This window comes from Streptomyces kunmingensis (genome assembly GCF_039533535.1).
Classification (GTDB): Bacteria; Actinomycetota; Actinomycetes; order Streptomycetales; family Streptomycetaceae; genus Streptomyces; species Streptomyces kunmingensis.
In genome coordinates this window covers 1-25,357 of sequence record NZ_BAAATS010000039.1, presented here as the reverse complement: position 1 = coordinate 25,357, position 25,357 = coordinate 1, and the positions used below count along the sequence as shown (strand labels likewise).

Annotated in this window: 12 protein-coding genes; 5 read left to right on the top strand and 7 right to left on the bottom strand. The window is 72.5% G+C overall.

Annotated elements, in window-relative coordinates:
- The coding region (locus ABD366_RS37085) for an alpha/beta fold hydrolase (protein WP_344443265.1) at nucleotides 1-1,332 on the top strand (1,332 nt) is incomplete at its 5' end.
- A gap of 336 nt (nucleotides 1,333-1,668) precedes the next feature.
- Here ABD366_RS37085 and sbnB read toward each other — a convergent pair.
- The 6 genes from sbnB to ABD366_RS37055 all read right to left on the bottom strand — a co-directional run bounded on the left by sbnB (nucleotide 1,669) and on the right by ABD366_RS37055 (nucleotide 7,742).
- Complete coding sequence (gene sbnB / locus ABD366_RS37080; RefSeq protein ID WP_324767595.1) at nucleotides 1,669-2,676, bottom strand: 2,3-diaminopropionate biosynthesis protein SbnB; 1,008 nt, start codon at nucleotides 2,674-2,676, stop codon at nucleotides 1,669-1,671.
- 42 nt (nucleotides 2,677-2,718) lie between these two features.
- Nucleotides 2,719-3,666: a 2,3-diaminopropionate biosynthesis protein SbnA gene (sbnA, locus tag ABD366_RS37075; protein ID WP_324767594.1), complete on the bottom strand. Its 948-nt coding sequence runs from the start codon at nucleotides 3,664-3,666 to the stop codon at nucleotides 2,719-2,721.
- Nucleotides 3,663-4,886, bottom strand: coding sequence for a glutamate synthase-related protein (locus ABD366_RS37070; RefSeq protein ID WP_324767593.1), 1,224 nt, complete (start codon nucleotides 4,884-4,886; stop codon nucleotides 3,663-3,665). Before ABD366_RS37070 ends, sbnA begins: the two co-directional genes overlap by 4 nt.
- Entirely contained in the window at nucleotides 4,883-5,899 is a 1,017-nt protein-coding gene (locus ABD366_RS37065; RefSeq protein WP_324767592.1) for an asparagine synthetase A, read from the bottom strand. Before ABD366_RS37065 ends, ABD366_RS37070 begins: the two co-directional genes overlap by 4 nt.
- A 72-nt stretch (nucleotides 5,900-5,971) precedes the next feature.
- A complete protein-coding gene (locus ABD366_RS37060) occupies nucleotides 5,972-7,285 on the bottom strand; it encodes a methylaspartate mutase (RefSeq protein WP_324767591.1) in 1,314 nt (437 codons plus the stop codon).
- Nucleotides 7,272-7,742 (bottom strand): cobalamin B12-binding domain-containing protein, encoded by a 471-nt coding sequence (locus tag ABD366_RS37055; protein ID WP_324767590.1) that lies wholly within the window; start codon nucleotides 7,740-7,742, stop codon nucleotides 7,272-7,274. Before ABD366_RS37055 ends, ABD366_RS37060 begins: the two co-directional genes overlap by 14 nt.
- Before the next feature lie 402 nt (nucleotides 7,743-8,144).
- Here ABD366_RS37055 and ABD366_RS37050 point away from each other — a divergent pair, with 402 nt between their 5' ends.
- A complete protein-coding gene (locus ABD366_RS37050) occupies nucleotides 8,145-16,985 on the top strand; it encodes a non-ribosomal peptide synthetase (RefSeq protein ID WP_324767588.1) in 8,841 nt (2,946 codons plus the stop codon).
- Between the two features lie 59 nt (nucleotides 16,986-17,044).
- Here the strand turns inward: ABD366_RS37050 and ABD366_RS37045 are convergent, their stop codons facing one another.
- Nucleotides 17,045-18,040 (bottom strand): helix-turn-helix transcriptional regulator, encoded by a 996-nt coding sequence (locus tag ABD366_RS37045; RefSeq protein ID WP_324767587.1) that lies wholly within the window; start codon nucleotides 18,038-18,040, stop codon nucleotides 17,045-17,047.
- A gap of 590 nt (nucleotides 18,041-18,630) precedes the next feature.
- Between ABD366_RS37045 and ABD366_RS37040 the strand changes: the two genes are divergently transcribed.
- The 3 genes from ABD366_RS37040 (at nucleotide 18,631) to ABD366_RS37030 (ending at nucleotide 25,113) form a co-directional block, all read left to right on the top strand.
- The gene (locus tag ABD366_RS37040) at nucleotides 18,631-21,777 is read left to right on the top strand and encodes a type 2 lanthipeptide synthetase LanM family protein (protein WP_344443261.1); all 3,147 of its coding nucleotides are present in this window, start codon (nucleotides 18,631-18,633) and stop codon (nucleotides 21,775-21,777) included.
- Nucleotides 21,778-21,877: 100 nt separating this feature from the next.
- A complete protein-coding gene (locus tag ABD366_RS37035) occupies nucleotides 21,878-22,099 on the top strand; it encodes a hypothetical protein (RefSeq protein WP_324770494.1) in 222 nt (73 codons plus the stop codon).
- A gap of 101 nt (nucleotides 22,100-22,200) precedes the next feature.
- Nucleotides 22,201-25,113, top strand: a complete 2,913-nt coding sequence (locus ABD366_RS37030; RefSeq protein ID WP_324770495.1) for a helix-turn-helix transcriptional regulator — start codon at nucleotides 22,201-22,203, stop codon at nucleotides 25,111-25,113.
- The last annotated feature ends 244 nt before the right edge of the window (nucleotides 25,114-25,357 follow it).

Genomic DNA, 25,357 nt, shown 5'->3' with positions numbered 1-25,357 from the left:
ATCCACACCACCACCATCACCCTCCGCGAAGACACCCCCGGCAACAAACAACTCACCGCATACATCGTCACGAACAAGCCGGTCGACAACGACGCCCTGCGCGCGCACCTCCGGCAGCAGCTCCCCGACTACATGATCCCGGCCACCTACATCACCCTCGACCAACTCCCCCTCACCCCCAACGGCAAGATCGACACCAAGGCCCTCCCCGCCCCCGGCTCGGAACGCCCGGACCTCGCCAACGCCTACACCGCCCCGCGTACCGACACCGAGCGCGCCCTGGCGGGGACGTGGGCGGACGTCCTCGGCATCGAGACCGTCGGCATCCACGACAACTTCTTCGCGCTCGGCGGGCAGTCGATCAGCGCGGTGCGGATGATGTCGCGGATCCGGGAGGCCGGGCTGCCCGTCGCCCTCCAGCAGATCATGCGGCATCCGACAGTGGCCGGTCTGGCCGCCGTGCTGGACGCACCGGAGGTGAAGGCCGGGACCGGACCCGGCGGGCTGGTCGTCCTGCTCTCGTCCGAGGACGACCCCGCCCTGCCCCGGCTGTTCTGCGTGCACCCCGGAGGCGGCAGCACCCATCCGTACCGCGGGCTCGCGCAGCGCCTGGCCGGGGCGTTCACCGTGTACGGGGTCCAGGCGCCGGGGCTGAACGAGGGTGAGTCGCCGCTCGTCGGCTTCGAGGCCGTCGCGGAGCGGTACTGGCGGGAGATCCGCCGGGTGCAGCCGGAGGGCCCGTGCACGATCCTCGGCTGGTCGACCGGCGCGGTGATCGCGCACGCGATGGGGGTGTGTGACCCGCAGGCGGTGGCCGCCCTGCTGCTGCTGGAGCCGGCGGTCACCGGGGACGACCAGCAGGACCGGTTCCAGCGGCACGCCGAGGTGTACCGCCGGGTGAACGACCTCTGGCGGCTGGGTCAGGACCAGACCGGAGATCAACGGGTCGCCACAGAGGGGGAGATGAAGCGCTTGGCTCCGGAGATGAACATCGAGGAGTCGGCGATCACGCTCGACGAGTGGCTGCCCTACGCGGTCCTGGAGGCCGAGGTGCGCTCGCTCGCCGCCTACCGGCCCGAAGGCTCGGCGGCTCCCGCGACCCTGTTCGTCAGCGACACGGTGCGTCATGGCAGTGGCGACGAGGTGCCGCAGGCCCGGTACGTCGCTCACTGGAAGGGGCTCTACCCGCTGGGCCTGGACGTTCGCCCGATCCCGGGTCGCCACATGGAGATGGTCAAGGGTGAGGAGCAGTTGTCCGTGGTGGCCGCGGCGGTACGGGAGGCCGTGACGGACGGCGCCGGCCGCGAGGCCGGGGTGCTGTTGCCGGCCTGACAGGTACCAGCACAGAGCCGCCTCCCGCGCACGCGGGGGGCGGCTCTGTGCTGCCAGTGTCCCGAGGGCCAGGAGGAGTCGGACAGGTGGTCACGCCCCTCCGGCCGGCCCCCGTCACATATGAGGACCGGCCGGGCAGTTCCTGTGCGCGGGCACCGGGCAGTGGCATCCGCGGCACCACTCGAGGTGGAGGAAGAGTTCGCCCTCACGGCGCGGGCACCGTCCGAGGAGGTGCCCCGGGTCCGTACACGCGGGAACGCCCCGGTCCCGGGGTCCCTCCGATGGGAGCGGAGGGACCCCGGGACCGGGGCGAAGAGGCGAAGCGCGGCGGTCAGTTCACCAGCGGGTCAACTCGGGGAAGAAGTGGGGAACTTCGGTGGCGCGGCCGGTGTCCAGGGCGGTCCGGTAGATGTGGCAGCCGACCGCCAGGTCCAGAACGCCGAGGCCGAACGGGGAGAAGACGGTCGGGCGATCACGGTCGAGGACGACCGTGCCGCGCAGGACGTCGGCGAGGGTGCCGTCGATGAAGTCGCGGGTGCCGTACTCCGTCTCGGTGAGGTGGGGGGAGGTCTGGGCTTTCAGGCAGTGGTCGATGTCGTCCAGGATGTTGTGGCACTTGACCATGACCGTGGGGTGGATGTCGCGCAGGGACAGGTTCAGGATGAGCTGGTCCGGCAGCAGGGTCTGGCCGTCCGCGAGCCAGGGCGCCGGCGCGGTGGTGGCGAGGACCACCAGGTCGGCGGTGGCCAGGGCCGCGTCGATCTCGGACACGGCTCTGGCCTGCCATCCGTGGGTGTCGGCCGTGTAGGCGGCGAACTTCTCGGCGTACGCGTCCACATGGTCGTGGACGAGGCACTCGCGGACGTTGAGTCCACGGGCGGCGAGGAAGTCGGAGACCGTGCGGCCGATGATGCCGGCGCCGACGAAGAGGACCGTGCGCGGCGCCTCGTCGGGGGCCAGGGTCTCCACGGCGAGCGCGGCGGAAGCGGCCGTGCGGGCGGCGCTGATGAGGGACGCTTCGAGGCAGGCGAACGGGTATCCGGTCTCCGCGTCGTTGAGGAGCAGGGCGGCGGAGGCGCGGGGCAGGTTCTGCCGCACGTTCTCCGGGTAGCTGGCGATCCACTTCAGGCCGGACACGGGTGCCTCGCCTCCGAGGTGGGCGGGGAGGGCGATGATGCGGGCGCCGGGATTGTCGGGGAAGCGGAGGAAGTAGCTGTCGGGGTTCACGGTGGCGCCGCGGCTGTGCTGGAGATAGGTGTCCCGCACGATCTCCAGGATCTCCGACGGCGCGGAGGTGATGACGTCCTGGGCGACGGTGCCGTCGATCACGTGAAAAGTCGACATGCGTGGGTGCCTTTCGCGGGTGGGAGAAGCGCGGGACGCTGATCAGGCGAGGACACCGATGTGTTGGCCCACCCAGGCGTCGTTGTAGACCGTGTCGAGGTAGCGTTCGCCGAGGTCGGGTGAGATGGCGGCGATCCGGGAGCCGGACGGGAACGCGTCGGCGTACTGGCGGATCGCAGCAAGGACGGATCCGGTGGACCCGCCGACCAGGAGCCCGTGGGTGCGGGCGAGCCGTCGGCACTCCTGGACCGCGTCCTCCTCCGCGATGAGCACGACCTCGTCGGCGAGGCCGGGTTCGAACAGTTCCGGGACTCGGCTGGCGCCGAGGCCGGGGATGCGGCGGGGTCCGGGCGGGGCGCCGAAGATGATCGAGCCGAGGGCGTCGACGGCGACGATCCGGGTGTCCGGCGAGTACTCGCGCAGGTAGCGGGAGCAGCCGACGAAGGTACCGGTGGAGCCCGCGCCGACGAACAGGTAGTCGATGTGCTGGAGTTCTTTGAGCAGGGTGCGCGCGGTCTGCTCGTAGTGGGCTCGGGGGTTGGCCGGGTTGGCGTACTGGTTGAGCCACACCATGGAGGGGTCGGCCTCGACGCGCCGCCGGATGTGGGCGATGCGGGACTGGAGGAAGCCGCCGCCCGCGTCGACGGTGTCCACGACGACGACCTCGGCGCCGAGGGCGCGCATGTGGTCGATGCTGATGTCGTTGGTGTTGGGGTCGACCACGCAGGTGAAGGGGTATCTCTTGGTGGCGCAGATGGAGCTGAGGGCGATGCCGAGGTTTCCGGAGGACGACTCGATGACGCGCGCTCCGGGGGTGAGGACCCCGCGGTGCTCGGCGTCCTCGACGAGGCTCAGGGCCGTCTTGAGCTTGACCGAGCCGGCCGGGTTGAGCCCTTCGATCTTGAGGAAGACGTCGGCGCCGGGTACCACGCGGGCCAGCCGGACGAAGAGGTCGTCGGTGACCAGCTCGTAGGTGTGCTCGTAGATCATGACTCGGGCCTCCACAGGTCCTCGGGCCCGGTCTCGTCGGCCGCGTATCTGCCGAGCGAGCTGACGGCCATGCGCATCTCCAGGGCCATGGCGCCCAGGAGGCGTTCGAGTCCGCGGTCCGGATCCTCGTCGGCGGCGACCAGGGCGGCGCGGCCGAGGCCGACGGCACGGGCGCCGAGGGCGAGCAGCTTGACGGCGCGGATGCCGTCCCAGACGCGTCCGCTGGCGAGCAGGGTGTGGCCGGCGGGATCCACCCGGCGTAGGCACTCGGCGAGCGGGAGTCCGACGTGGCCGAGGAAGCCGGTGGGGGCCCAGCCGGTTCCGCCCTCGGCCCCGTCGACGGTGACGGCGTGGGCGCCCGCCTCCCAGGCGATGGCGGCGGCGCGGCCGACGTCCCGGCCGGGGAAGAGCTTCACCCAGCAGCGGGCGCGCGGGTAGTTGTTGCGCATGAGCTGGATCTGCCGGCGGAAGATCTCGTCGGTGAAGGTGCCGGGACTGGAGCAGCGCAGGACCGCTCCCCCGTCGGGGGCGAGGCGTTCGACGGCGTACTGCCCGTCGAGGTCGGCGGCGACCGTCTCGCTGATCATGGTGAGGCCGCCGAGGCCGGGCTTGGCGCCCTGGCCGACCTTCATCTCGAAGCCGAGGCGGCCGGTGGTGAGGAGTCCGGAGACGGCGGGATCGCTGTAGACCTGGTTCCAGACCTCGGAGTCGGCGTCCTCGGTGCTCTGCTGGACGCAGACGCCGCCGACACCGTCGGGGAGTTCCTCGCAGTAGGCGAGGATGCGTTCAAGGAGGCCCTTGCGGTGGTCGTCGCCGCTGCTGCGAAACCCGTTCATCGGGGCGACGTTCTCGCCGATGACCATGGGGATGCCGAGGCGTCCGGCCTGGCGGCTGAGGGCGAGACTGGTGCCGGCGACGCGGGTGGAGCCGAGGGCCGACACGTACACGGGCACGGGGGCGTCGAAGCCGCCGAGGGCGGTGGTGAGGCGGACGTCGGAGTAAAGGGGTTCGCGGCCGAGGTCGATGAGTTTGGCGAGGCGGCCGGGCATGAAGACGGGCGGGGCCAGGCGCAGTGCGTCGATCTCGTCGCCCGGTTCGCGGGTTCCGCCGAAGACTGCGGTGCCGTAGCTGTCGGCCGGCGGGAAGACGGCGGCGGCTCCGTCACGGGCGCGGGCTCGGATGGCGTCCTCGGGCAGGCCGGGTGCGGTCAGGTACGTCACGGGGACACGACCCCCGCGAGCTTCGGGAAGGCCGTGGCCTGCCAGACGGAGTCGAGGCCCGAGACCCAGCGGGTGAGGCGTTCCAGGCCGATGCCGAAGCCGGCGCTGCGGGGGATGCCGTGGCGGGCGACATCGAGGTACCAGGCGTACTTGGAGGGGTTCTCGCCGGTCTCCCGCATCCGGGTGACCAAGGTGGCGTACTCGTTCTCGCGCTCGCTGCCGCTGCACAGTTCGCCGCAGGACTCGGGGGCGATCAGGTCGAAGTTGAGCAGGGTGCCGGGCTCGTCGGGGCTCTCCTTGTCGTAGAAGCCGCGGGAGCCCTTGGGGTAGCCGACGATGAAGAAGGGGGCGTCGGCCTTGCGGGAGATGCGTTCCTCGGCCTCCCACTCGATCTCCGTGCCGGCGGCCTGCGGGTAGCCGTCGCTGCGCAGGCGTTCGACGACCTCGCCGTGCGGGACGCGGGCGAAGGGCTCGGCGACGAAGCGGCGCAGGGTGTCGGGGTCCCGGCCGAGGACGGCGAGTTCGGCGGCGCATTCGTCGGCGACGGTGGTGACGCAGTGGCGGACGAGCCCTTCGGCGATGTCCATGGCGTCGTCGCGGGTCGCACCGGAGTACTCGACGTCGATCTGCCGGAACTCGGAGAGGTGGCGGTGGGTGGAGCTGGTCTCCACCGGCTCCAGGCGGACGTTGGGCGCGATGAGGAAGATGCGGTCGTAGGCGAGGAGGGACGCCTGCTTGTAGAGGATGGCGCTGGTCATCAGCTTGTAGCGGTGGCCGTAGTAGTCGATGTCCACCTGCTTGGCGCCGCGCGAGCCGGGGTCGGTGACGGGGCCGATGATCGGGTGGGCCATCTCCACCGCGTCGTCGCCGCGGAGGTAGGCCCGGGCGCCCGCGACCAGGGCCTGCTGCACGCGCAGGGCCGCCCGGGTGCGGGGGTCGCGCAGGTGCTCCAGCGGCGAGGGCAGGGCGGGAGCGGCGGTGGATGTCAGGGGGTGATCGATCTGGAGCGTCATGTCGGTCCTTGTCCGGTTGACGTACGGTTCACCGGCCCGGGAGGGCTGCGGGAGAGGGGAATTGACGGGTGGTCAGCTCGCTCGGGCGAGCGAGTCGGCGGGCCCGTCGTAACGGGTCTTGACGTGCTGGAGCGCGCGCATCAGCCCCGACGAGGTCAGGCGCCGGGAGCGGTGCACGGTGGCGGTGGGGCCGAGCGGCAGCGATCCGGTGTCGGACCACTCAAGGCGGCCCTGCTCGCTGATGATGCTGCGGGTGCGGCCAGCGTTGTCGGGGTGCAGGCAGAAGGGGACGTCGAGGTAGCCGCGGGCGAAGGCCCGGATGAGGGCCTGACCGAGGTCGTCGTGCAGGCCGAGGACGGCCCGCACGAGGGCGCGGGCCTCCTCCTCGATGCCGGTGGACGGCGGCGGAGCGGTGCGCCGCGCGGAGTGTGCGGCGCTTGTCGCCGTCTCCAGCGCCGTGACGTTCTCGGCGATCGACGGGATGCGGGCGGCCTCGGCGGCCGTCTTGACGATGAGGCGCGCGGCTCCGGTCCGTACCGCGAGCCGGGCCGCGTCCGCGACGAGGGCGAGCGCGCCGGGTCTCGTCTCCGGGTAGACGCCCATGTAGACGTAGACGACCACGTGCCAGGAGGTGTCCGGGAGGTGTTCGGCGGCCAGGGCACGCAGGGCGTGGACGGCTTCCTCGTCCTGCACCGCGTTGGTCTGCTGGGCGTAGCTCAGAGAGATGCTGCGCAGGCCGTTCTGCCGGAAGAACATTCCTTCCAGGACGGAGAGGGCGATGAGCAGCGACGGTGGGCAGAGCTGGCCCAGCATGCACCCGCCGAAGCTCTCCAGGTGCGGTTCGACACCGGACGCCCGGAGCGCGGCGAGCGTGTGGCACGCGTCGCGCCATGCCCGCACGGAGGTGGCGAGCGGGGTGCGGCCGTAGGGCAGGCAGTAGGAGACGGGGCCGCCCTCGGTGGCGTCGAGGCCGGCGTCGATCAGTGCCTCGACGATGCGGCCGGGTTGTGCGGAGCCGTGCCGGACCTGGACGGGGAAGTCCTCGCCGCGGACGCCGTCGAGCAGCCCGGTGGTGGTGGCGACGGGCATGCTCACGAGCGGGTAGCCGTTCAGCGGGTGTCCCTGGGCGGCGGCGCGGGCGGCGGCGGCATAGTCACCGACGCGGGTGAAGCTGTCGAGGGTGAGGGTGCCGACGGTGGTGGCGTCGGCGTCACGGGTGGCGAGCAGACCGGCGCGCATCCTGGCGGGGTCCGCGAAGCCCATGCGGGGCTGGACGACGAGCGTGCCGGAGCGCGCGGCGGCGTCCATGAAGCGGTGGAAGGCGCCACCGGGTGCGGGGCCGGTGAGCGGTCTCGCGCCGACGGAGGCGGGATCAGCGGGCGGCATGGGCGTGGACCCTTCCGTGCGCGCGCTGCGACAGGGAGTCGAGCAGGGCGAGCAGCCGCGGTACGGCGTTCGGCCCGGTCAGGACGGCGTCGAAGCCGGCCTCGGTGAGCTCGGGACGGGCGTCGGGGACGGTGGCTCCCTGCGTGTCGAGCTTGCCGCCGATGACGAGCGGCACTCGGGCCAGGACGGGCTCGACGCGTACCGCGCGGGCCAGGGCCGGGGCCTCCTCCGCCCCGTGGCCGTTGACGGTGCTCACGACGATGAGGCCGGGGGGCCGCGCCGCGGACTCGGTGACCAGGGTGGAGACCGGGACGCAGGCACCGAGGTTGGTTACCTCCCATCCCTGTTCCTCCAGGATGAGTTGGAGGAACAGCAGGTTCCAGGTGTGCGAGTCCGAGGGAATGGTGCTCAGGACCGCGTGGGGCGGGCTCTCCGCAGGCTGGTGACGCACGTACACGACCGGCTTTCCTCTCGACACCATAGGGGGCCGCGACCGTTGCGATCGGGCCGGTCATCCGGGCTTGACCCGGCCTGATCAAGCCCTCGAAGTCGCTGCCGCCCCGAAGGTGTCGGGCGGCACTTCGGTGAGCCGGCTCCAGACGTCCGGGCTGTCGGCGGGTGACGCCGTCCATCGTGGCCAGCGGTGTTCCCGCGCGGCACTGGGCACTTGTGGCCAGCCGCCGGGGCGTCACTTGTGCCCACTGGGGGCGCCCTCACCCACCTCCTAACGTGCTCATCGCGGACGTCTCTCCGGCGCCGGTGGCCGCGGCGCCGCCTCTGAAGGGCCGGCCGCTTGTACCGCACGCATCACTTGAACCGCTTGTACCGCTGACAACGTGCTGACGATGGGGAGTGAACGGTGGCTGATCACCAGGTGGAAGAGTGGCGTCACGCGCTGGCAGGCCTGGAGCCGCTGGAGCTGCCGGCGGACCGGCGCCCGGTGAACGACGGGCCGGGGTCCTCGGACCGGGTTCTCTTCGACGTGCCCGCCGTGACCGCGCGGGCGCTGTCCACGGTGGCGCGCGAGCGGGGGACGGATCTTTCGGCGGTTCTGCTGACGGTGTTCCAGGCACTGCTCGCACGGCACACCGGCCGGGGCGATGTCCCCGTGGTGGTGTGGGGCGAGGGCGGACGGATGCTGGCGGTACGGGGCCCCGAGGGCGACCCGCCGTTCGAGGACGCGCTGGCCGGCGTCGCACAGGCCAGGGGAGAGCGCGGCGGACTGGCGTACGCGGCGCTCGCCGAGGCGGCCGACGGTGCGCTGGACGGTGCTCCCTGGTTCGCGTGGCGCGATGCGGGTGACGAGCCGGCCGTGTTCGCACCGAAGGCGCACGTCACCCTGGAGCTGGCCGCCGACGGTGACGTGCTGCGGGGTGTCCTGGGCTTCCGCACGGACCTGTTCGACCGGGCGACGGCGGAGCGCCTGGCAGACCACTTCGGAGTCCTCGCCGAGTCCGCCGCCGCGACACCGGGGGCGCGACTGGCCGCGCTGGAAATGCTGACGGCGGCGGAGCGGACGCGGATCCTCACCGAGTGGAACGGCCCCCGGTCCGCGTTCCCCGACACCTCGACCGTTCACCGCCTGATCGAGGAGCGGGCCACCCGGCAGCCGGACGCGGTCGCCCTGGAGCACGACGGGCGGCTGCTGACCTACCGCGCGCTGGACGAGCGGGCGAACCGGCTCGCCCGCCACCTCCGCGGGCGGGGCGTCGGACCGGGCGCACTGGTCGCGGTGTGCCTGGACCACGGCCCGGACCTGGTGTGCGCTCTGCTCGGGGTACTCAAGTCCGGTGCCGCTTACGTGCCGTTGGACCCGTCGTACCCGGCCGAGCGGCTGCGCTACATGGTCGGCGACAGTGCCGCGCCCGTGGTGATCACCCAGTCGGGACACGCCAATCTGTTCGCGCCGGGGTCCGATCTGCTGCTCACCGACCGCGGTTGGCCGGGCGGTGACGGCTCGGCCCCGGCGGTCGAGGCGAGCCCCGACGACCTGGCCTACGTCATCTACACCTCAGGCTCCACGGGCCGCCCCAAGGGCGTCCGTGTGGCGCACCGGGGAGTCGTCAACTACCTGCACTGGTGCGACCGCAACTACCCGGCCGCGCCCGGCGCCGAGATCGGCTCACTGCTGTGCTCGTCAGCGGCGTTCGACCTGACGGTCACCGCCCTGTTCCTGCCGCTGGTGCAGGGGCTGCGCCTGGTCGTACCGAACCCCGGCCCGGGGCAGACGGTGTTCGACGCGGCCGTGGATCTCGTGGCGGCCGGCGCCCGGGTCAGTTTCCTCAAGGCGACCCCCTCCCATCTGGAGCTGCTGGTCGCCCGGCTGGAGCGGGAGGGTCTGCGGCACGCCGTCGCGACCATGGTGGCGGGGGGCGAGGACCTCACGCCGGCGCTGACGCACCGGGTGCTGACGAGCGGCGCGGACGACACGGCCGTCGTCAACGAGTACGGGCCGACCGAGGCGACCGTGGGCAACGTGGTCAGCCGGACGGTCTCGGTGGACCCGGCGTCGGACCACGTGCCGATGGGCCGCGCGATCGACAACACCGAGGTGTTCGTGGTCGGCACACACGGCGAGGTGCAACCGGTGGGTGTGCCGGGTGAGTTGCTGATCGGCGGCGTGAACGTGGCCCTCGGCTATCTGGGGCGGCCGGAACTGACGGCGGAGCGATTCGTACCCCACCCGTTCTCGACGGACCCGGACGCTCGGGTGTACCGCACCGGGGACCTGGTGAAGTGGCTGCCGGACGGGCAGCTGGTCTACCTCGGCCGGATCGACGACCAGGTCAAGCTGCGCGGCCACCGGGTGGAACTGGGCGAGATCGAGAACGCCCTGCTGGCCCGGCCGGGCGTGGCGGCGGCGACCGTCGTGGTCCGCGAGGACGTCCCGGGCGACAAGCGCCTGGTGGCGTACCTGGTGCCGGCGGGTGAGACCGGCCCGGCCGCGCCCGAACTGCGACGGGCACTGTCGCGGGAGCTGCCCGAGCACATGGTGCCCGCCCGGTACGTGACGCTGGAGCGGCTTCCTCTGACACCGAACGGCAAGGTCAACCGCAAGGCGCTGCCGGCGCCCGAGAGCGGGCGGCCGGATCTGACCACGGCGTACACCGCGCCCCGGACCTCCACTGAGGCGGCCGTCGTCGGCATCTGGGCCGAGTTGCTGGGCGTGGACCCGGTGGGCATCGACGACGACTTCTTCGAGCTGGGCGGGCACTCCCTGCTGGCCGTCCGGGTCGCTTCCCGACTCCGCCGGGACCTGGGCGTACACGTCTCCCACCGCACTCTGTTCGAGGCGCGGACCCCCGCGACGCTGGCGGCCGCCCTCGACGCGCCCGGCATCCTCCGCGAGGCGACGGCGCCGCGCCCGGAGCGGCCCGCGGGACCGGTGCCGCTGTCGTTCGCCCAGCAACGCCTCTGGTTCCTGGACCAGTTGGATCCCGGACGAGCCGAGTACGTGGTCCCGGCCGGGCTGCGGGTCACGGGGCCCTTCGCACCGGACGCGTTCGCGGCCGCGCTGACGGCTCTGGTCGCCCGGCACGAGATCCTGCGGACCCGGTTCGTGGCGGACGGTGCGGGTCGTCCGGTCCAGATCGTCGAGCCGCCGCGCGAGGTGGCCGTTCAGGTGCACGACGCGAGGGACCTCGGTGACGACGCGGCGCTCGGCATCCTGCGGGAGGCGGCGGGGCTGCCGTTCGACCTGGCGACGGGACCGCTGCTGCGGGCGGTGGCGGTGCGTGTCGCCGAGGAGGAGTGGCTCCTCCTTGTGGCGCTGCACCACATCGTCTCCGACGGCTGGTCGGAAGGCATCCTGGCGCGCGAACTGCGGGAGTTGTACGGGGCGGCGGTCACGGGCCGCGACGCGGGCCTCGTCCCGCTGGAACTCCAGTACGCGGACTTCGCGGCCTGGCAGCGCGCGACCCTGGAAGGCCCCGAGCTGGACGGACAGGCGGAGTACTGGCGCGAGCGGCTCGCCGGTCTCCCACCGCTGGAACTGCCGACCGACAGGCGCCGGCCGGCCGAGCGTTCGGGCCGCGGTGACGAGGTCGCCTTCACCGTCTCCGCCGACATGGTCGACGCCGCCCGGCGGCTGGCGGCGGGGCAGGGCGCCAGCCTGTTCATGTCGCTGCTCGCGGTGTTCCAGCTGCTCATGGCGGAGTACAGCGGGCAGGAGGACATCGCCGTCGGCACTCCGATCGCCGGCCGCAACCGGTCGGAGACCGAGGACCTGATCGGCTTCTTCGTCAACACCCTCGTGATGCGCACCGACCTGTCCGGCGATCCCAGCTTCGGTGACCTGCTCGACCGGGTCAGGGACACCGCGCTCGGCGCGTACGACCACCAGGATCTTCCCTTCGAGCGCCTGGTGGAGGAACTGGCGCCGGAGCGGGACCTGTCCCGCACCCCGCTGTTCCAGACCATGTTCGTGCTCCAGAACACTCCGGACGGGAACGCGTGGGGCCTGCCGGGTCTCGGGGTCGAGCCGTTCGCGGTGCGGACGGAGGAGGCCAAGTTCGACCTGACACTGTTCCTCACCGAGCGGCCCGACGGTTCGCTCGAGGGGAAGCTGGTCTTCGCCACGGACCTGTTCGACCCCGCGACGGCGACCCGGCTGGCCGGTCACTTCACGACCCTGCTCGAAGCGGTGGTCACGGACCGGGGCCGTCGGTTGTCGGAGCTGGAGGTGCTGACCGGGGCCGAGCGCGTCCGTGTGCTGGCCGAGTGGTCCGGGGTGGCGTCCCTCTCTGCGGACGAGCCCACGACGGCGCACCGGCTCGTCGAGAAGCGTGTCGCACAACTTCCCGCCACGACGGCGGTGTTGTCGGAGGCCGGGGAGCTGACGTACCGGGAGCTGAACGAGCGGGCCAACCGGCTCGCCCGGCACCTGCGGACGCTCGGCGCCGGGGCCGGCCGGGTGGTCGCCGTGTGCCTGGAGCGCGGGCCCGACCAGATCGCCGCCCTGCTCGCGGCGCTGAAGTCGGGGGCCGCCTACCTGCCGTTGGACCCGAATCTTCCGGCCGACCGGCTCGCCTTCATGATCGAGGACTCCGGGGCGGCGCACGTGGTGACCGATGCCGCGCACGCGGCTCTGCTGCCCCGCACACCCCACCGCTTCCTCACCGACCGGGACTGGCCGCTGGTCCAGGATCTGGCGGCGCACGACCCGGAGCCCGCCGCGGCCCCGGACGACCTGGCCTATCTCATCTACACCAGTGGGTCGACCGGCCGCCCCAAGGGCGTCCAGATCGAGCACCGGAGCCTGGTCAACCTGATCCACTGGACGGTGGAGAGCTTCGGCGCGGCACCGGGCCGACGGGTCGCGCACCTCGCCGGTCTCGGTTTCGACGCCGCGGCGTGGGAGTTGTGGCCCGCGCTGGCGGCCGGCGCCACCGTGTGCGTCCCCGACGACACGGTGCGGCGTACACCGGAGCTGCTCCAGCGCTGGCTGGCGGGGCGGCGGGTGCACGGCACGTTCCTCTCCACGCCCATGCTGGAGGCGCTGGCCGCCCTGGACTGGTCGGAGCCGACCTCGCTGGCCCACGTCCTCACCGGCGGTGACGCACTGCACCTGCCGGCCGGGCTTCGGCTGCCGTTCCGCGTCATCAACAACTACGGGCCGACCGAGTCGACAGTGGTCACGACCTCGGCCGAGGTGGAGCCGGGGGTGCCGGTGCCGCCGATCGGCCGGCCGGTACGCAACACCGTCGTCCACGTCGTCGACCGGCACGACCGCCCCGTACCCATCGGCGTCGCGGGCGAACTGCTGGTCGGCGGTGCCGGACTGGCGCGTGGCTACCAGGGGCTGCCGGACCAGACCGCGAAGCGGTTCGTCACGGTGGATGTCGACGGCTCACCCCGGCGCGTCTACCGGACCGGGGACCGGGTGCGGTGGCTGCCCGACGGGCAACTGGAGTTCCTGGGGCGGCTCGACGACCAGGTGAAGCTGCGCGGTCACCGCATCGAGCCGGGCGAGATCGAGTCGGTGCTGCTGGCCGGCGACGATGTCGCGACCGCGTCCGTGATCCTGCGGGAGGACGCCTTGGGTGACAAGCGCCTGGTGGCGTACGTCGTACCGGATGGGCAGGCGCCGACCGCCGAGGGTCTGCGTGCCCGGCTCCGCCGTGACCTGCCCGACTACATGGTGCCGTCCGCGTTCGTCGTCCTTGACCGGCTGCCGCTCACCCCGAACGGCAAGGTGGACCGGCGCGCCCTGCCCGCGCCGGAGCCCCGCTCGGCCGAGCGGGGTGTCGCCCCGCGCACACCGGCCGAACGCGCGGTGGCCACGGCCTGGTCGTCGGTGCTGGGGACGGACGTCACCGGTGTCGACGACAACTTCTTCGAACTGGGCGGTCACTCGCTCCTTGCCACCCAGGTCACCTCGCGGCTGCGGGCCGCGCTCGGCGTGGAGGTGCCGGTACGGGCCCTGTTCACGGCGCCCACGGTGGCCGGCCTCGCGGCCCTCGTCGCCGAGCTCGACACGGACGACACGGACGGCACGGAGCGGATCACCCCCGTCGCGCGGACCGGCGGGCCGCTGCCTCTGAGCTCCGCCCAGCAGAGGCTGTGGTTCCTGGACCAGCTGGAGCCGGGGCGCGCCGAGTACGTCGTACCGTTCGCGCTGCACGTCCGTGGCGTACTCGACATGCCGGCCCTGGACGCCGCCCTCACCTCGATGGTGGCGCGGCACGAGGTCCTGCGGACCCGCTTCGTCCCCCAGGACGGTGAGCCCGGTCAGGTCGTGGATCCCGCGGCACCGGTGGGCACGGCCGTCCACGATCTGCGTCACGTCGTCGATCCGGAAGAACGACTCGCGCAGGCACGGCGGTTCGCGGAGGCCGAGGCCGGTCGCCCGTTCGATCTGGCCACGGGTCCGCTGCTGCGGGCGCACCTGGTGCGGCTCGCCGACGACGAGGCGTTCCTCCTGCTGTCGGTGCACCACATCGCGGCCGACGGATGGTCGGAGGGAATCCTGGCGCGGGAGCTGCGCGAGGGATACCGGGCGGCGGCGGCCGGGGTGGAACCGACCGGTCTGCCCGAACTGCTGCTCCAGTACGCGGACTTTTCCGTGTGGCAACGCGAACGGCTGGCCGGTGGCGTGCTGACGGACCAACTGGCGTACTGGTGCGACCGGCTCGCCGGGGTGGAGCCACTGGAGCTCCCGAGCGACCACCGACGCCCGGCGGGACCGCCCGAAGGCGGCGGCTCCACCGTGGCGTTCGAGGTGCCGGCCGAGGTCGCCGCGCGACTGCGGGCGGTGGGGACGGCGAACGGCGCCAGCATGTACATGGTGCTCCTGGCGGTGTTCCAGGTGCTCCTGTCGAAGTACAGCAGGCAGGACGACATCACGGTCGGCAGCCCCGTCGCCGGCCGCAACCGCGCCGAGACCGAGGACCTGATCGGCTTCTTCGTCAACACCCTCGTGATGCGCACCGACCTGTCCGGCGATCCCGCGTTCACCGAGCTGATCGACCGGGTCAAGCACACCGCGCTCGGCGCGTACGACCACCAGGACCTTCCCTTCGAGCGCCTGGTGGAGGAACTGGCACCCGACCGCGACCCGTCGCGCAACCCTCTGTTCCAGACCATGTTCGCGCTCCAGAACACACCGGACGGCCACACCTGGAGCCTTCCCGGTGTCGAGGTGGAGCCGTTCGCCGTTACGCCGCCGGACGCCAAGTTCGACCTGACTCTGATCATGTCCGAGGGCCCGGCCGGCGGTCTGCATGGCACCCTCGAGTACCGCACCGACCTCTTCCGGCAGGACACCGTCGAGCGGCTGGCCGGCCACCTGGGCACGCTCCTTGAGACGGTCGCCGGCGCTCCCGGGTCCCGGCTGTCGCAGCTGTGCGTGCTCACGCCGGCCGAGCGGCACACGACACTCGTCGAGTGGAACGACACCGCCACCGCCTGTCCGGACCGGGCCACGGTGCACGGCCTCTTCGAGGAGCGGGCGGCCCGGCAGCCGGACACCGTGGCCGTCGACTCGGCGGAGGTCACGCTCACCTACGGCGAACTCAACGCGCGCGCCAACCGGATCGCCCACCACCTGCGGACCCGGTACGGGGTGCGGCCGGACATGCCCGTGGCGGTGTGCCTGGGCCGTGGCGCCGACCTGGTGACGGCGGAACTCGCGGTGCTGAAGGCCGGGGCTGCGTACGTGCCCCTGGACCCGGAGTACCCCGTCGAGCGGCTGGCCTACATGGTGCGCGACACGCGCACCCCGGTCGTCCTCACCGACACCGCGCGGGCGGACCGGCTCCCGTCCGGTGTACAGCTGTTGTTCCTCGACGAGTGCGACGCCGAAGGGGGAGTGCTGGACGGCGTGCCGGTCACCGACCCGGAGCCCACCGCCGGCCCGCACAACCTGGCCTATCTCATCTACACCAGCGGCTCGACCGGCCGTCCCAAGGGGGTCCAGGTCGAGCACCGCAGCCTGGTCAACCTGGTCCACTGGACCGCCGCCGAGTACGGACTCGAGCCGGGCCGGCGGATCGGGCTGCTCGCCGGGGTCGGGTTCGACGCGGCGGCGTGGGAGCTGTGGCTCGGCCTCACCCGGGGTGCGACCTGCTGCGTCACCAGCGAGCGGGTCCGGCTCGCTCCGCACATGCTGCGGGACTGGCTGGTTGAGCAGCGTATCCACGCCACGTTCCTGTCGACGCCGATGCTGGAGTCGCTGGCGGCGCTCGACTGGGACCCGGACACCACCCTCGACTACGTACTGACCGGCGGCGACCGGCTGCGCATGCCGCCGCTCGCCCGGCTGCCGTTCCGGGTGGTCAACAACTACGGCCCGACGGAGACCACGGTCATCGCCACGTCCACCGTGTGCGTCCCCGGGGACACCGTTCCGCCGATCGGCCGGCCGGTCGGCAACACCCGGTGCTTCGTGGTGGACCAGCACGGCGCTCCGCAGCCCGTCGGCGTTCCGGGCGAACTTCTGGTCGGTGGCGTCCAGGTGGCGCGCGGCTACCTGGGGCGGCCCGATCTGACCGAGGAACGGTTCGTCCCGTTCGAGACCGAGGAGGTGGGCGGCCGGGTGTACCGCACCGGCGACCTGGTGCGGTGGCGGCCGGACGGACAGCTGGAGTTCCTGCGCAGGATCGACCACCAGGTCAAGATCCGCGGCAACCGCATCGAACTGGGCGAGGTCGAGGCCAACTTGATCACCCACCCAGGTGTCGGCGAGGTGTCCGTGATCGTCCGTGAGGACGTGCGCGGCGACAAGCGCCTTGTGGCCTACCTGGTGACCACCGGGTCCGACGCCCCGAGCATCACCGAGCTGCACGCGCATCTCGGACGCCACCTGCCCGACTACATGATCCCGGCCGGGTTCGTGTTCCTTGAGCGGCTTCCGCTGACCGCCAACGGCAAGGTGGACCGGGCGGCCCTACCCGTCCCGGACGGTAGGCGGCCGGACCTCGGGACGTCGTACACGGCACCGCGCAACACGGTCGAGCGGCACATCACGGCCGTCTGGACGGAGCTTCTGGGCATCGAACGTGTCGGCGTCCACGACAGCTTCTTCCAGCTGGGCGGCCATTCGCTGCTCGCCACCCAGGTCGCGTCGAGGCTGCGGAAGGCCCTGCGGGTCGACGTACCGGTACGGGCGGTGTTCGACCACCCGACCCCCGCCGAACTGGCGCAGAACATCGCGGATCTGATGATGGCCGCGATCAACGCGCAGTTCGCACCGGCCGGATGACGGAGTACGCCCCCACCGTCGTGGCGACGGTGGAGGCGTACGGTCGGGCGCGGATCGCGTCAGGCCATGTCCTCGGCCTGGATGCCGCCCTGGGCGATGGCCAGGGCGCCGAGCTGGAAGCGGCTCTGCGCACCGAAGCGATCGGTCAGTCTCTCGGAGAGCCGGCGGACCGTGCGCAGCGAGACGTCCATCCTGCGGGCGGCGGCCGCGTCGGTGAGGCCCTGCGCCCACAGCCGCAGCACGTGCTGCTCCTGGAGCGAGAGAGTGCCGCGGGTACGGGGGCGCGCCTCGGTCAGCGGAAGCGCCTCCTTCCACAGCCGGGTGAACAGGGCGGCGAACGCCTCGGTGACCGACTCGACGCCGCACACCATGGCGCCGACGACGGACCGGGCGGTGGCGACCGGGACCACGACGTGGGTGCGGTCGCAGAGGATCATCCACGCGGGCAGCGAAGGCAGCGTACGGATGGATCCGACGCTGTCCGCCCTCCCCCGCACCCGGTCCATCACCTCGGGATCGTTGCGAACGCTCTCCAGGACGATCGTGCGGGATGCCGCGCCGCGCCGGCACAGGATCTCGTCGACAGGCCCGGCGGACTCGGTGACGGACACCGCGAGCCGTTCGGTGGGACCGACGGTCAGCCACTCCTGCTCGCACCCTTCGGCCAGTTCCGTGACGCGCCGCCACACGGCGTCCGCGCCGGCCAGCCACTCGACGCCGGGCATGCCGTCCCGACCGTTGCGGGCGTGCTCGGACAACAGCCGGTTCACCTCAAGGCGGCTGTCCTCCACCTGGAGTCGGTGGCGGGCGAGTTCGTCCTGCTCCCGGGCGAGCATCGCGGCCAGGCCCACCTCGGGGGCGACCGGCCGCCAGCCGGAGGCGGTGTCCCCGGGAACCACAAGCAGGAGGGCCGACAACCGCTCCAGCCGCTCCCGGACCGTCTCCTCGTCCTCCTTCAGCCGCTCCGCCAGCTCGGAGACTCCGGCGCCGGGCAGGTCGACCATGGCGAGATAGACGCTCCGTGCGAGGGGGTCGATACCCAGAGAGGTCCGCATTCCTTCACTCCTGTTGTCTCGGCTGTACGGCACCTGGTGGTCGGTCACGCATCGAGTCGGACGACGTTCGACGGGTCACGGCACGCTCCCGTACCGCTGCCTGGTCATCGACCGGACATCAGTAGACGGGAGGCCCGGGCCATGGGGATGCGGGCCGACCACCCAAGTTGTGGGGCGGTGCTCCGCACTGCGCACGGCTCCCTGTACGACGGCACCCGTCCCGTGCGGGCAGTCACGGAGTCCATGGACACCGGCCGCTGTCGTCATGCCGCGTGAGGGCGGCGGAGCGGGTGAGGAAGGCCGGAAGCCACGCCTGCCGCCGCCCGCAGGGACACCGGCTCCGAGCGCGTGAGCGGCCCGGCGACGGCGAGGACGTACCTCCGGAGCGAGCTGCCACGGTGTGCGGCGTGCGGCACGGAGGCATCTGGGTACGTGCCCTGACCTGCGGAGTCGACCTTCGACGCCGCGAGCCCGGGCCGCCTGCCCCAAGGGGCGGGGCGATGACCCCCACCCACCGGTGGGGGGCCTTCGGAGAATATGGGGGATGCTCCCCCATGTGGGGGTCGCGCATTGTCTGGGACGTTCTTCCCGTGATCGAAACAGCCGCACCCACGACGCCCCGAAGCGCGCACCTGCCGCTCGCCTGGTGGGCCCCCGCGCTCACCCTCAGCGAGCGCGTCGCCGCCCCCGGACGTCCCGCGGCGTCAGCCACGACCCCCACGTCCGGCCGCGCCCCGTGGGCGGCCGGGGACACGGCGGGCTTCGCGGCTCGGCTCGCCCACCTGGGCCTCGACGAACTCACCGTCCGGGCGCTCGTCGCGGAGGCACCGGAACACCTGGCGGACCGCGCCGGCACTCCGCGCTGGGCCGACTACGTCGAAGAGGCCCTGATCCACGCCGACACCACCGCACGCCCGGCGCTCGGCTACGACGCCACCGGACCCGAGGTGTTCGCACCGGTTGTGGCACCGCTGGTGGTGCCCGCCTCGGCCGCCCTCGACCGGCGCCTGGCGCCACTCCCCTCGGTGGAACGGACCGTGCTGCGCGCCTCGTTCGAGCAGTGGCTGCTGAGCCGGATGGCGCGGCAGGCGGCCCGCACACTCGTCCGCGAACTCGATGGCGCCCGGCGTGCCGGACGGCTCCCCGGGGCCACCTCTCGCGATCGCTTCGCCTCCTTCCTCGCCGCCTGCGGCAGCGCGGACGGCCTGCGGACCCTGTTCACCGCCTATCCAGTGCTGGCCCGGCTGCTGGGCCAGGCCGCACTGGACGCCGCCGACGCCGTCGCTGAACTGGGCCTGCGGCTGCACACCGACCGGGAGGCACTGGTGACCGTCCTGCTCGCCGGCCGCGACCCCGGTCCGCTCACCCGCGTCGACCTGGGCCGCGGCGACGCCCACTGCGGCGGGCGCTCCGTGGCGGTGCTGGAGTTCGCGGACGGCTCACGGGCGGTCTACAAGCCGCGTCCCCTCGGGCAGCACGCCCTCCTCGACGACCTGGCGCACTGGCTCACCGGGCGGGTCGCCGGCCTGGAACTGCGCACTCCGCGCACGGTACGGCGACAGGAACACGGCTGGCTCGAGTACATCGAGCACCGCTGGTGCGGATCGATGTCCGAGGCGGACGCCTTCTACCGGCGCCAGGGCGCGCTGCTGTCCCTGCTGTACGCGGTGGACGGCGCCGACATGCACTACGAGAACCTCATCGCCGCCGGTGACCAGCCCGTGCTTGTGGACGCCGAGACCCTGCTGCACACCGGTCTTCCGCAGGCCGCCACGGCAGGAGCGGATCCGGCCGCCGACGCCCTCCAGGCCTCCGTGCACCGCACGTGTCTGCTGCCCCACCTGCTGATCGGTGAGCACGGCGCGCTGGACATCTCCGCGCTGGGCCGCTCCGAGCAGGGCGCGTACCCCAGCGAGGGCCTGTGCTGGAAGGACAGCGGGCTGGACACCATGCGGGTCGTGCGGGGCCCGGTGATCAGTCCCGCCGCGCAGAACCAGCCACTGCCCACCGGGCACCGTCTCCAAGGCGCCGACCACCGCGCCGCGCTCCTTGACGGCTTCCGCACCACCTACGCCGCGATCCATGCGCACGGCGACGAACTGACCGCGCCGGACGGTCTGTTGACCCGGCACGCGGAGAGCCCCGCACGGCTGATCGTCCGCTCCACGCGGCTGTACTCCACGTTGCTGGAGGAGTCCACGCACCCGGCCCTGCTCGGCGACGCGCTCGCCCGGGACGCCGCGTTCGCGGTGCTGTGGACCGAGTCGGCGCACGACCCGGCGCGCGGCCGCCTTGTGGAGCACGAGATTGAGGACCTGTGGCGCGGGGACGTCCCCCTGTTCGTCCACCGGCCGTCCGGAACGGAAGTACGGGCAGCGGGTGGGACCTGGCTGCCGAACCTGTTGCCGATGGCGAGCATCGAGGCCGTTCGCGCCAAGATCAGCCGGATGGACGAGGTCGACTGCCGCAACCAGGAGTGGATCGTCGCGGCCGCCCTCGCGGCCCGCGAGGCGGGGTCCCCGCTGGTGCGCCCACGCTCCGAGCTGGTGGCGGCTCCCCTGCCGGCCGTGGTGCCCGAGCCGTCACGGCTGCTCGCCGCGGCCTGCGGGATCGCCGACGAGATCGCCGCCCGCGCCGTGCGGTCCGGCGGCCGGGCCAACTGGATCGGCCTGGAACGCCTGCCGGGCGGTCACTGGTCGGTCCTGCCAATGGGGGCCGGACTCGGCCAGGGATACACCGGGGTCGCGCTCTTCCTCGCACAGGCCGGGCTCCTCGCGGGAGCGGACCGCTACACGGCGCTCGCCCACGAGGCGGTGCAGCCGCTGCCGACGCTGCTGAAGATGCTGGCCGCCGACCCCGAACTGTGTGCCGTGGTGGGACCTGGAGCGTACGACGGGATCGGCGGCATCCTGTACGGCCTGATCCGGTTGTCGGCCCTGCTCGACGCGGACCTCGCGAACTCGCTGCCCGACGCGCTCACCGCACTCGAACACTCCGTGGCGGCCTGCCCGGATGACGGGTTCGCGGACGGCGCCGCCGGGGCCCTGGCGGCGGCGGTCGCCGCTCACGAGGCCACGGGCGCGCCCCGCGCCCTGGAACTGGCCGACGCGCTGGCGGACGCCTTGGCGGACGCGGCCGCGAAGGGCGCGGGCACCGCGGGATTCGCCGACGGAGCCGCGGGCATCGGCTGGGCGCTGTGGCGCCACGCTGCCCACCGGACCGACGGGCGACGCCGGGAGGCGGCGGCCGGGCTGCTGCGTTCGGCCGCCGCCGCGACCGAAACCGCAACCGCGAACGAAGCCGCCGCCGCGACCGGGGCTGCCGCGCACGGTACGTCGTGGATCGCCGGCCTGCCCGGCATCGCCGCCGCGGCCGTTCACCTGCCGCGGTACGAGGCCGGGCTCGCCGCCCGGCTGTCCGCGCTCGGCGACGGCTCCGATCTGAGCGCCGGCCACGGCGCCTTCGGCGCCGTGGAGGCCCTGTCGGTCCTCGCCGGCCGCGGCGACACGACGGCGTCCACCGCGCTCACCCGCACCGGCGGCCGACTGCTCGCGGCGATCGAAGGTCAGCAGCACCGCTGCGCGACCCCTGACCAAGTGCCCTCTCCCGGCATGCTGACCGGCCTCGCCGGCATCGGGTACGGGCTGCTCCGCCTCTGCTCCCCCGACCGTGTCCCGTCAGCGCTCCTGCTGGAGCACTCCCGTCCGCCGAACCCGGCCACCGCGCACAGCTGTTGAGGCCGAGCCCCCACGGTCGGCCGCACGGCGGCTGCTCCCCTTCTTCTCCTCTCCGTTCCCTCCCGCTCACTCGGCACATCTCCCACGAAGGAGTCCCCTCATGGACCTGCGGAACCTGCACTCCGACCACGTCGCTTCCGTCCCCGCCGAGACCGACGTCACCCCGACTGCCGTCGAAGGGCAGGACGCTGCGGGCGGCATCACCCTCTCGGGCCGCAACCGCGCTTGCGCCCGCGCCCGCGTCCTGGCCGGGATGGTCCTCACCAGCGGAATCGTCATCACGCTGAGCTCGATCGACACCTCGGTGTCCGCGCCCCACTGACCTCCCCGGCCGCCCGGCAGGCAGGCGGGCCCGCCGGGCGGACCGCAGCGGAAAGCCGAGGGCCCCCGCACTTTCGGATAATCCGATTATGCTTGGAGATCATGCGCCTTCAAGCATCGTCTCTTGTCGGCCGGGATGCCCAACTGGGGCTGCTCGGACGCGCCTTGTCCGAAGCTCGGCAGGGGCGCGGCGGCGTGGTGTTCCTGGTGGGCGAAGCCGGGGTCGGCAAGTCCCGGCTGGCGGCCGAGGTCGTGGGCAGCGCGGTCGGGGCCGGGATGGGCGTCCTGCGGGGACGCAGCAGCACCACCGGCCCGGCGATTCCGTTCCGGCCGCTGACCGAGGCGTTGATGTCGCTGTTCCGCACCGGCGAATCGCTGGACGACCTGTCCCTGGGGCCGTACAGACCGGTGCTCGGACGACTGATACCCGACTGGAACACCGGCGCGGGCGACAGCAGTTCCATGGTCATCCTGGGTGAGGCCATCCTGCGCCTGCTCATGGCCACCGATCACGGCCGGGGCCGGCTCCTGGTGCTTGAGGATCTGCACGACGCCGATCCCGAGACGCTGGGCGTCCTCGAGTATCTCGTGGACAACCTGGAGTACAGCCCGGTTCTGCTGCTCGCCACCGCACGCACGGACTTCAGCGACGCCCTGGACCTCGCCCAGTCGGCCCGTCGGCGCGGCACGGCCTCGGTCCTCGAACTGTCACCACTGACCCGCACCCAGGTTCTCGATCTGGTGGCGGGTCAGTTGGGCACCTCCCCGGAGGAGGTGCCGGCCGCGGTGCTCGAGCAGTTGTGGGAGGGCAGCGCGGGCAGCCCGTACCTCGTCGAGGAGTTACTCCAGTCGATGATCGGCGCGGGCACCCTGGTGCAGGGACCGGACGGCTGGCGAACGGTCGGTGATCCGCGGGGTGACGTCTCCTCCGCTCTCGCGCGGGGAATCCTGCGCCGCATCGATCGGTTGGGCAAGGAGGGCCTGACGCTGCTGTCGGCGGCGGCCGTGCTGGGCAGACGGTTCCCGCTGACCGTTCTCCAGCAGATGACGGGGGTCGACGACCGAGCGCTGCTCAGCCACCTCCAGGCCGGCGTTGCCGCCCGGCTGGTGGTTCCGGACGAGCCCGCCCCGGACTGGTATTCCTTTCGCCACTCCCCCACCGTGGAGGCGCTTTTCACCCAGCTGACGCCCGGCCAGCGGGCGGACCTGGCCCGTCAGGGCGCGGAGGCGGTGGAGAAACTGCACCCGCAGCTGCCCGGCGACTGGTGCGCGCTCGCCGCCGGTCTGCGGTCCGAGGCCGGCGAGGACGCGGCGGCCGGAAAACTGTTCGCGGAGGCGGGACGGCGGGCCCTGACGGCGGGCGCGCTCGGTTCGGCGGTGACCCTGCTCAGCCGGGCCGAAACCCTGCTGGCGCGGGCCGGTGACCCGCAGGAGAGAGCGAGCGCGCTGGAACCACTGCTGCCCGCACTGGCCGAGTCCGGCGACTTCGACCGGGCGTTCGACCTGGTCGAGCATCTGCACGCCCTGGACAGCGCCGGGTTGGGCGCGTCTCGTCTGGCGATCCTGCACACCCGGTTGGCCAAAGTGGCTCACACGGCGGGACGCTGGAACGACGGGAACCAGCAGATCGACCGGGCCCGCGAGGTGCTCGGGACGAGCCCGGACGCCGCGGCGGCAGCGTCCGTCGACGTCACCGCCGCCTATCTCGCCCTTGACACCCCCGGCACCGACCGCACCCAGCAGGCGGAGAGACTCGCGCGCTCGGCGGCCGACGCCGCCGAGCGCTACGCGCTGCCGGCGGTCGCCTGCCAGGCCTGGGAGCTGCTGGCGACCGTGGCCCGCGAGCAGGACCCGCAGGAGTCCCGGGCCATGCTCCAAAAGGCCCTGACCACGGCCGAGCGGCACCAGCTCCCGCTGCGGCGGATGTACGCCGCGACCCGTATCGGCGGCAACGACTGGTTGTCGGAAGGTGACACCGCCGGCCTGTTGTCCGCCCGGGAGGAGGCACTGCGGCTGGGCTCGATCAACATCGTTCACACCGTGGACGGCATTCTCGTCCTGGACGGAGTGATGCGGGGCGCACGCGAGGAGACGCGGGAGGCCGCCGTCGAGTGCCTGGCGATCGTCCGCAGGCTCAGACTCGCCCCGGCTGTCCGGTATCTCCTGATGTCGCTGGCGTCGCTGGAGGCGCACCGGGGCGACAGGCGGGCGATGGAGGAGGCCCTCGGCTCGTTCGCGGAATGGGAAGGGGCGGGTTCGCAGGAGGAGCCGCTCACGCTCGGCATGGCCCGCGCGTTCTGCGCCCTGATGGAGGAGGACCGCGACCTGGCTCGGGAGGAGCTGGGGGCGGTGTCGGCGCTGGAACGCCACAATCCCAGCACCTACCACCTGAGCGGCACGCACGGTGTGGGGGTGCTGTTGGACGTGCTGGCCGGGGACGCGGACCGCCCCCGGTACGGGGCGGTCGCCGCCACCGCGGCCGGACAGATGCGGTGGAACCGCCAGTTCGTCACGCTCGCGGATGCGGTCCTGCTCGGCAGGGAGGGGCAGAGCGAGCGGGCAGCCGAGCGCATCGACACGGCGCTGCGCGACGCCGCCGTGTATCCGAACGCCCTGCACCTGGGCCTGCGGCTGGTCGCGGACGCGGCGCACGAGGACGGATGGGGCGAGCCGGTCGCCTGGCTCAGGCGGGCCGAACACCATTTCCACGAGCAGGGGGTGCCGGCCGTCACGAACGCCTGCCGGGCCGCCCTGCGGCGGATCGGTGTCCCCGTGCATCAGCACCGCAGCGGCACCGACGGCATCCCCGAACATTTGCGGGCCCTCGGCGTCACCGTGCGCGAGTACGAGGCGTTCCGGCTCCTCGCCGACCGGCTGAGCAACAAGGACATCGCCGAGCGCCTTTTCATCTCGCCCCGCACGGTCGAAAAACACATCGCCAGCCTGATGAACAAGACGGGCGCGGCCAGTCGCGCGGACCTGTGTACGCGGTCGACTCAACTGCTGAAGCAGTGACGCGGTTTCTCGCCGCTCTCTCCCAGGGTTCCTGAGCTTGCTCTACCGTTCTGGCGCGGGCCCATGCTGGTCCTTCGTAGGATCGATGAGCCCGAGGACTCCGGGCACGGCTGTGAGCTTGACGCCGCTCGATGGCTGAAAAACTTGGCCACCCGGAGCCCGTGACGGTCGCAACCACTCATTGAGCGTTTTCAGCGTTGCTTCTCCAGAGTGAGGACGGCTCTGGCGATGACGCTCATGCGGT